The sequence below is a fragment of the Parablautia muri genome (assembly GCF_009917485.1).
In the GTDB taxonomy this organism is placed as follows: domain Bacteria; phylum Bacillota; class Clostridia; order Lachnospirales; family Lachnospiraceae; genus Suilimivivens; species Suilimivivens muri.
Genome location: NZ_QZDT01000175.1, coordinates 1 through 1,203, shown reverse-complemented (window position 1 = coordinate 1,203; position 1,203 = coordinate 1). Strand labels below are relative to the sequence as shown.

Annotated in this window: 4 protein-coding genes; all 4 read left to right on the top strand. The window is 54.4% G+C overall.

What is annotated here, in order from left to right; genetic code table 11:
* Positions 1 to 281 (top strand): hypothetical protein (locus D5281_RS26380; RefSeq protein ID WP_277935635.1); only part of this gene is annotated, 281 nt, incomplete at its 5' end.
* Positions 281 to 595, top strand: a complete 315-nt coding sequence (locus D5281_RS25035; RefSeq protein WP_160562549.1) for a DUF7768 domain-containing protein — start codon at positions 281 to 283, stop codon at positions 593 to 595. The genes D5281_RS26380 and D5281_RS25035, both read left to right, overlap by 1 nt.
* Positions 596 to 913 (top strand): hypothetical protein, encoded by a 318-nt coding sequence (locus D5281_RS25030; RefSeq protein ID WP_160562548.1) that lies wholly within the window; start codon positions 596 to 598, stop codon positions 911 to 913.
* On the top strand, positions 913 to 1,155 hold the full coding sequence (locus D5281_RS25025; RefSeq protein ID WP_330585347.1) for a DUF2800 domain-containing protein: 243 nt from the start codon (positions 913 to 915) through the stop codon (positions 1,153 to 1,155). Before D5281_RS25030 ends, D5281_RS25025 begins: the two co-directional genes overlap by 1 nt.
* The last annotated feature ends 48 nt before the right edge of the window (positions 1,156 to 1,203 follow it).

Genomic DNA, 1,203 nt, shown 5'->3' with positions numbered 1-1,203 from the left:
ACGGGAATTGTCGAACGGTTTTTGAAAAAATATCCGTTTCCATCCACCGAAAACCGAAAAAGTGTCATTACGACAGTGAAGGGGTACAAGATGAACAGCCCCGGAAAGGAGGAATGGAACCTATGGAAAAGTCACAGGAGCTTATCGGCATCTTACAGGCAATCAGCATCGTGGCGAAAAGCCTCGCTGCCAAGCTGGTGCAGATCGAGAAGGAAGTGGAAGCCTATGAAGCCGCGAAAGCGGCGCATGACAGGAAAATGAAGAAAGGATGGAGGCGCTGATGCGTAAGAAGGTTTTTATCTGCAGCCCCTTCCGCGGCGACATGGAAGGGAATGCAAGGAAAGCGGCGGCCTACTGCCGCATGGCGTGTGAGCAGGGTTTCCTGCCTGTTGCGCCGCACCTCTTATTCCCGCAGTTCTTAAATGAGGGGATAGAGGAAGAGAGGCGGATCGGCATCGCTATGGGGATGGAGCTGCTTGCGCTGTGTGACGAGATGTGGGTGTTCGGGGAAGCCACCGAAGGGATGGCGGCGGAGATCGCCTATGCCACAGAACAGGGAAAGGAAATCATTTTTAAGGAAACGGAGGGAATGTAAATGGGAAGTGAATTATTGAAGATCGCGGAAGGTTTCTCCATCGTTGCGGAAGGCCTGCGCGGCCTTGCCAAAGCGGAGGGAGGCACGAAGGAAAAAGCTGTGAAAACACAGAAAGTGGAAAAGCAGGAAACTGTAGCGGAAGAACAGCAGGAATCCCCCGCCACGCTGGAGGGCATCCGGGCGCTGATGGCACAGAAGACCCAGGAGGGCAAGTCGAAGGAGATCAAGGAACTTTTGCAGAAGTACGGCGCGGCGAAGCTCTCGGCGGTGAAGCCGGAGGACTACCCGGCGCTGATGCAGGAAGCGCAGGTGCTGTGATGGGCAGACACGCATTGCTTTCCGCATCCTCCTCCAAGCGGTGGCTCTCCTGTACGCCGTCCGCACGACTGGAGGAGCAGTTTCAGGAGGAGCCCGGCGGCAGCGTCTATGCCGAGGAAGGAACCGCCGCCCACGCCCTTGCGGAGCATAAGCTGAAAAAGGCATTGAAAAGGCGCTCCAAGCGCCCGGTGTCGGATTACTGTTGCTGCCCATTTATTCTGGCTTCAAATAAATCTGATTGATTGTCACAGAATTAACCGATATAATGACATCAGCATAGAGAAAGAGAA

What these genes read in the sequence shown, in the direction of transcription:
- D5281_RS25035 (WP_160562549.1), top strand. Translation starts at nt 281, where the DNA reads ATGCGTAAGAAGGTTTTTATCTGCAGCCCCTTCCGCGGCGACATGGAA.
- D5281_RS25030 (WP_160562548.1), top strand. Translation starts at nt 596, where the DNA reads ATGGGAAGTGAATTATTGAAGATCGCGGAAGGTTTCTCCATCGTTGCG.
- D5281_RS25025 (WP_330585347.1), top strand. Translation starts at nt 913, where the DNA reads ATGGGCAGACACGCATTGCTTTCCGCATCCTCCTCCAAGCGGTGGCTC.